Raw genomic sequence first — 6,309 nt, 5'->3', positions numbered from 1 at the left:
TACCGCTGGTGGTGGCTGCGGTTGAACCGGCTGCCGATGCCCGCGACTCGCTGGCGTACTTCTCCGGCTTCCATCGCCCGCACGTTCACGGTGTCCGTGTTGACCTTGCGCAGTGCCCGGGCGAAGTCCTTGGCGTTCTGCACGGCCTGGGCACCGTCGGCCTCGGCACTGACGCGCAGGACAATGTCCTCCTGGGCAATGGTGCCGGTGTAGCCGTGGTCGGCGTCGCACTGCGGGTCCGCACACCCTGCGGGGCCCATGTCCAGGCGCTGGCCGCCCGACCAGGCGATGGCCAAGGTCAGTTCACGGGCCTGGTCGGAGGGCTTGTAGTCCTGGGGCTGGGCATACATGTAGCCCAGGACCACGGACCGGATCTGCGTCACGGGCACCGATTCGGTGGAAACCTGAGCCATCATCTGCTCCCCGGCTTCATCCAGCTGCTGGTCATCCACGTGGGTGATCACCAGCATGTCCTCGGTCAGCACCAGCACGGTGATGTGGCGGTGCACCTCGGTGCGCTCGAAGTGGGTCTCCAGGTGAATCAGGTGGGACAGCGGTTCCCGGCCGTCCAGGGCATCGTGGACGACGTCGGCCAGAAGCGTGGGATAAAAGCCGGCCCGCTCCATGGAGGCATCCAGGCTGCGGCGTTCAGAGGAAAGTAACGGCGACATGACTCCAGTTTCCCTCAGAGAGCGGTCCAGTACCTAAATGGCGCGCGGAAGAGTTGCGAGTTCATTCTTCAGGTCCGGCCCCCTGCCCCCCCTATCCTCCGGTTCCGCCTCCCTAGTCCCGCATCGCCCGCCGGGCGCTGTCAGTGCGCCGCTGCGGGTTGCCCAGCCGGACATCTGCGCTGAGGACAGTCACTCCGGTGGTGGAGACCAGCACGGGGTTGATTTCCAGCAGCGCAATTTCGGGATGCTCGTCCTTCAGCAGGGCCAGCCGAGAAATCAGGTCCTCCAAGGCGGCAACGTTGGCCTTGGGCAGGCCCTGGTAACCGAAGAGCTTGCCGGAGGCACGCGGTGCACGCACCAGGTCCGCAACGTCCGTGTCCGTCAGCGGCGGAATGCCGTGGGCCCAGTCATCCAGCAGATTCACGGCGTCTCCGGCCAGGCCGAAGGAAAGCACCGGCCCGAGCAGCGGATCTTCAATGGCGCGGACGGTGCAGCCCTGTCCCGATGGAGCCATGGCCTGCACCTCGAGTTCAAAGCTGCCGTACGGCTCCAGGGACTGCTTCATCTGGGCGATGTTGGTGAGGAGCTCCTCCCGCGTGGAGATGTTCATCCGTACGCCGCCCAGGTCGAGGCGGTGGCGCAGGTGTTCATCCATGGTCTTGATGACCACGGGCCAGCCGAGGGAATCCGCTGCCGCCACGGCTTCCTCCCCCGTGCTGAACGGAACCGAGGGCAGCAGCCGGACACCGTAGAAGGCCAGCAGCTGCGTGGTTTCCTCAGCCGAAAGCCGCATCAGCCCGTCACCGGAAACCCGGGACAGAAGCTTTTCGACCAGCGCGCGGGCACCTTCAGGATCCACTCCGGCGGGCTCGACAAAGTGCCCGTGATCGCGGGCGGCCCATTCGGTGTACCGGACCAGAGAGGCGAGCGCAGAGACGGCAGCGCCTGGGCTGGAGAAGCACGGCAGCCCGGACTGCCGCCCGTCCTCTTCCCGTCCCCCCTCGGTCAGCAGTCCCTCCACATGCGCGGTGGGGTCCATGATTCCGGTAAAGGCAGCCACCACGGGTTTGCCGGTCTCGGCCACGCACTCCTGCAGGCACTGCGCTATTTTTTCCGTCGTCAACCCGGGGGACGGCAGCAGGGTGACAACCCCGGCGTGCACGTTGTCATCCGCGAGCGCCTTGGTCACGGTGGCACGCAGCAGCGGAAGGGCGACGCTCATCCCCGTGTCCAGGGCGAGGTCCGCCTGCAGGCTGCGCACTTCCAGGTCCAGGCCGACGGCGGCATCGGCCACCACCCGGCCCAGGGCCGCCGAGTTGCTGAAGACCGCCAGCGCCCGGCCTGCCGGCAGCGGCTGGCTGACGGCAATCTGGGCAACGTCCATCAGCTGTTCGTTGGTGTTCACCCGGATGACGCCGGACTGGCGCAGCATGGCATCCAGCGCTCCGGCCGGCGCCTGGGTGGTCCGCACCGCGTGGCCCGGCGGCAGCTGCAGCCCCGTGACGTCGGACTTGGCTACGATCACCGGCTTGGAGGTAGCCAGACGGCGGGCAATCCGGGAGAACTTTCGGGGATTGCCGACCGATTCCAGGTACATGCCCACCACCCGGGTGTCGGTGTCGTCTTCCCAGTACTGCATGGCGTCATTGCCTGAGACATCGGCCCGGTTGCCGGCGGAAATGGTGGAGGACAGTCCCAGGCTGCGCCGCTGGGCCGCCGCGTAGAGGAGGACCCCGATGGCGGCGGACTGGCTGAACAGGCCCAGCCCCCCGGCTTCGGGCAGGGACGGCGCCATGGAGGCATTCAGCCGGACCCCGGGGCGGGTGTTGATCAGGCCCAGCGACGCCGGACCCACCACGCGCATGCCGTTGGCCCGGGCGTGGCGCACCAGGCGCCGCTGCCGGGCGAGGCCGCGTTCGCCGTCGTTCGCGTATCCCGCGGTGGCCACCAGCAGCCCCTTCACGCCGGCGCGGGCGCACTCCTCCACCACCGGCTGCACCTGATCGTAGGGAACGGCAATGATGGCCAGCTGGACGGGTTCGGGCACCTCCCCGATCCGGGCGTAGGACACCATGCCGGCCAGCTCGAAGGCCTCCGGGTTCACGGCGTACACGGAACCGGTGAAGCCGCCCTCGATGATGTGTTCCAGCAGCTGATATCCCACGGTGCCCCACTCGCGGCTGGCTCCGATGACGGCAACGGACGACGGCGAGAGCAGGTCCGCGACGCTGCGGGCCTCGGCGCGGTGTTCGCGGGATTCCATGACGGCCCGGGATTTCTCCGTGGGGTCGATGTTGAAGTCGAGGGCGATCACGCCGTCGTCAAAGTGGCGCCGCACCTCATAGCCGGCATCCGCGAAAACTCCGATCATTTTCCGGTTTTCGGGAAGCACCTCGGCGGAGAAACGGCGGATGCCGTTCTCCCGGGCCGCAGCGGCGAGGTGCTCGAGCAGGATGGAACCCAGTCCGCGTCCCTGGTGGCCGTCCGCGATGTTGAAGGCCACTTCGGCTTCGGTGGGGTCATCGAGGCGGTCATAACGGCCAATGCCGATGATCTCCGAGCCGATGGTGATGACAAAAGCCACCCGGTCCTTGTAATCCACGTTGGTGAACCGGGCCAGCTCCTTGTTGCTGAGCTTGGCCTTGTAGGTGAAGAAGCGCAGGTAAATGGAGCTTTGGGACTGGCGCATGTGGAACTCCTGGAGGGCCTGCGCGTCCCCGGGTGTCACGGGTCTCAAATGCCCGGTGCCGCCGTCCCGCAACACCACGTCAGCTTCCCAATATTCGGGGTAATGTCCCTGCTCCGCCATAGACTCAGAGTAGTGGGAATTTTTCTCCGCTGTCTGCAGGACGCTTCGGCCGCCGTGCCGCATCCCCCTGCACTCCCGTATAAGCCCTACCAATGCAAGGACCCGACAACAGCATGGCCCGGCGCCAAACCGTCTCCAAAACCGCACCCGGCGAGAAAATCGCCGAGAACATCATCGACATTGATGTCACCACCGAGATGGAAGGTTCCTTCCTCGAGTACGCGTACTCGGTGATCTATTCCCGCGCCCTCCCCGACGCCCGGGACGGCCTCAAGCCCGTTCAGCGGCGCATCCTGTACATGATGGCGGACATGGGCCTGCGGCCTGACCGCGGCCATGTGAAGTCCGCCCGCGTGGTGGGTGAGGTCATGGGCAAGCTCCATCCCCACGGCGATTCCGCCATTTATGACGCGATGGTCCGCATGGCTCAGGACTGGGCGCTGCGCCTGCCCCTGATCGACGGGCACGGAAACTTCGGCTCGCTCGACGACGGCCCCGCCGCCGCCCGGTATACGGAGGCACGGCTGGCTGCGCCCGCGCTGACGCTGACGGACCACCTGGATGAAGACGTGGTGGACTTTGTCCCCAACTATGACAACCAGCTGATGCAGCCGGAGGTCCTTCCTGCTGCCTTCCCGAACCTGCTGGTCAACGGCACCACCGGCATCGCCGTGGGCATGGCCACCAACATGGCCCCGCACAACCTGGGTGAAGTCATTGCCGCCACCCGGCACCTGATTGCCAACCCCGGGGCCACGCTGGATGAGCTGATGCGGTTCATTCCCGGTCCGGACCTGCCCAGCGGCGGCCGGATTGTGGGCCTGGACGGGATCCGCGACGCCTACGCCTCCGGCCGCGGTTCCTTCAAGACCCGCGCCAAGGTGGAGGTGGAGCAGCTCAACGCCCGCCGCACCGGACTGGTGATTACCGAACTGCCGTACATGGTGGGCCCGGAAAAGGTCATCGAGAAAATCAAGGACGCGGTCACCTCCAAGAAGCTGCAGGGCATCTCGGACGTGGTGGACCTAACGGACCGCAGCCACGGCCTGCGCCTGGTGATCGAGCTGAAGAACGGCTTCAATCCCAACGCCGTGCTGGCCCAGCTCTACCGGTACACACCCATGGAAGATTCCTTCGGCATCAACAACGTCACCCTGGTGGACGGACAGCCCCGCACCCTGGGGCTGGTGGAGCTGCTGCAGGTCTACGTGGCACACCGCCTCGGTGTGGTGCGGCGCCGCACCGCTTTCCGGCTGCGTAAGAAGCAGGACCGGCTGCACCTGGTCGAAGGCCTGCTCATTGCGATCGTGGATATCGACGAGGTCATCCAGATCATCCGCTCCTCGGATGAGACGGCCCAGGCCCGCGAACGCCTGATGGCCATTTATGACCTGACGGAAATCCAGGCCAACCACATCCTGGAACTGCGCCTGCGCCAGCTGACCAAGTACTCCCGCATCGAGCTGGAGAAGGAGAAGGACGAGCTGGAACTGGCGATCAGGGAACTGCAGGCCATTCTCGACTCCGAGCAGCGGCTGCGGTCCCTGGTCTCCGACGAACTCGGTGAAGTGGCGGCCAAGTATGCCACCCCGAGGCGGACAGTGCTGCTGGAATCTGAGGCCGCATCACCGCTGAAGGGTGTTGCCGCCGCTCCCGCCGTCACCGGCAAGGGCGCCAAGGCCGCACTGCCCCTGGAGATTGCCGATGATCCCTGCTGGGTCATCCTCACCAGTTCCGGCCAGCTGGCCCGCACCGCCGACCAGGAGCCGCTCACCGAGGCCGGCCAGCGGGTGCGCCACGACGTGTTCCGCTCGGTCGTGAAGACCACGGCGCGCGGCGAGATCGGGGCAGTGACGTCGTCGGGCCGGATGATCCGGGTCCAGGTCCTCGACATGCCGGCCCTGCCGCCCACGTCGGGCCTGCCGAACATGGCCGGAGGGGTTCCCGTCAAGGACTTCATGACGCTGGGCAAGGGCGAAAAGCTGATAGGCCTGGTGCCGCTGAACGAGATCATTGCGCTGGGCACCAGGAACGGCATCGTGAAACGGGTCAATCCTGAGTACCCGCTGAACCGTGACGATTGGGAAGCCATCACGCTCAAGCCCAAGGATGAAGTGGTGGGTCTGGGAGTGGCGGCCCAGGACACCGACGAACTGGTGTTTATCACCGAACAGGCCCAGCTGCTGCGTTTCAGTGCCTCGCTGGTCCGTCCGCAGGGACGCACCGCCGGCGGTGTTGCCGGCATCAAGCTCGGTACCGATGACCATGTGTTGTTCTTCGGGGTGGTGGCGCAGAATGATCCGGCCGCCGTCGTCGTTACCGTCTCCACCGGCACCGAGACCCTGCCCGGGACACCCGGCGGATCGGTGAAAGTAACCGAATTCGCCGAATACCCGGTGAAGGGCCGTGCCACCGGCGGCGTTCGGGCACACCGGTTCCTGAAGGGCGAGGATGCCCTTACAGTGGCGTGGGCCGGTCACGGCCCGGCGAAGGCCGCCGCTGCCAACGGTGTGGCCCGGGCACTGCCCACTGAGCACGGACGGCGGGACGGCTCCGGCATTCCGCTGACCAACCGGGTGGATCAGGTGGGGCCGAGCAACACACCGGTTGAACCGGGCGTGGATCCGGCGGCCAGCTGACGCTTGCTTTTCCGGCGGCTGTCCCGGGCTTTCTGGGCGGCCGCCGTTGCCGCACGTGCCGCGGGGATCCTTCGTGCAGCTCTCGGGCCCCATCAGGTCTCCGCTGAATCCTTCGTGCAGCTGATGGGACCATTTGCGCCGTATCAGCCCGTATGAGCCCTTGATCTGCACGAGGGATTTCGCCAAGGCC

The 6,309-nt window shown here is 66.3% G+C and carries 3 protein-coding genes; 1 reads left to right on the top strand and 2 read right to left on the bottom strand.

The genetic code is table 11. From position 1 onward, the window contains the following. Positions 1 to 671: DUF5998 family protein (locus QMA10_RS14710; protein WP_290169501.1), on the bottom strand; the 671-nt coding region annotated here is incomplete at its 3' end. A gap of 112 nt (positions 672 to 783) precedes the next feature. Then, positions 784 to 3,480: a bifunctional GNAT family N-acetyltransferase/acetate--CoA ligase family protein gene (locus QMA10_RS14705; RefSeq protein ID WP_290169500.1), complete on the bottom strand. Its 2,697-nt coding sequence runs from the start codon at positions 3,478 to 3,480 to the stop codon at positions 784 to 786. Between the two features lie 113 nt (positions 3,481 to 3,593). Between QMA10_RS14705 and QMA10_RS14700 the strand changes: the two genes are divergently transcribed. After that, positions 3,594 to 6,119 carry a DNA topoisomerase IV subunit A gene (locus QMA10_RS14700; RefSeq protein ID WP_290169498.1) on the top strand — a complete coding sequence of 842 codons (2,526 nt, stop codon included), beginning with the start codon at positions 3,594 to 3,596 and terminating at the stop codon, positions 6,117 to 6,119. The last annotated feature ends 190 nt before the right edge of the window (positions 6,120 to 6,309 follow it).

This window comes from Arthrobacter sp. APC 3897, assembly GCF_030407495.1.
Taxonomy (GTDB): domain Bacteria; phylum Actinomycetota; class Actinomycetes; order Actinomycetales; family Micrococcaceae; genus Arthrobacter_B.
Note: the sequence above shows the minus strand (reverse complement) of the source record. Positions and strands in the feature narration are given on the sequence as shown.

What these genes read in the sequence shown, in the direction of transcription:
- QMA10_RS14705 (WP_290169500.1), bottom strand. Translation starts at nt 3,480, where the DNA reads ATGGCGGAGCAGGGACATTACCCCGAATATTGGGAAGCTGACGTGGTG.
- QMA10_RS14700 (WP_290169498.1), top strand. Translation starts at nt 3,594, where the DNA reads ATGGCCCGGCGCCAAACCGTCTCCAAAACCGCACCCGGCGAGAAAATC.